Below are 661 nucleotides of genomic sequence, written 5' to 3'. Positions count from 1 at the left end.
TCCTCGACGACTGGCTCAAACGCGATCGCTTCGTCTTCGTGGGTTGGTCAGGAGTTCTGCTGTTCCCCTGTGCTTATCTAGCTCTCGGTGGCTGGTTAACTGGAACAACCTTTGTGACTTCCTGGTACACCCACGGTTTAGCAAGCTCTTATTTAGAAGGCTGCAATTTCATCACCGCCGCCGTCAGTAGCCCCGCCAACAGCTTGGGACATTCCCTGCTGTTCCTCTGGGGGCCGGAAGCTCAGTGGGATTTCACTCGCTGGTGTCAACTGGGCGGTTTATGGGCTTTTATTGCCCTCCACGGTGCTTTTGCCCTGATCGGCTTTTGTCTGCGTCAGTTGGAAATTGCCCGTTTAGTCGGTATTCGTCCCTATAACGCCATTGCCTTTACTGGGCCGATTGCGGTGTTCGTCAGTGTATTTCTGATGTACCCCTTGGGTCAGTCTAGTTGGTTCTTTGGCCCTAGCTTTGGGGTAGCTGGAATCTTCCGGTTTATTCTGTTCCTGCAAGGCTTCCATAACTGGACGCTGAACCCCTTCCACATGATGGGAGTGGCGGGAATCTTGGGTGGTGCGCTGTTGTGCGCTATTCACGGAGCGACGGTGGAAAATACTCTGTTTGAAGATGGAGACAAAGCCAATACGTTCCGGGCTTTTGAACC

At 53.0% G+C, this 661-nt stretch carries 1 pseudogene; it reads left to right on the top strand.

The window, feature by feature from the left end:
• A pseudogene (locus tag PL11201_RS25540) lies at nt 1-661 on the top strand (photosystem II D2 protein (photosystem q(a) protein)); the annotation flags it as partial.

Source organism: Planktothrix sp. PCC 11201, assembly GCF_900009135.1.
Taxonomy (GTDB): domain Bacteria; phylum Cyanobacteriota; class Cyanobacteriia; order Cyanobacteriales; family Microcoleaceae; genus Planktothrix.
Note: the sequence above shows the minus strand (reverse complement) of the source record. Positions and strands in the feature narration are given on the sequence as shown.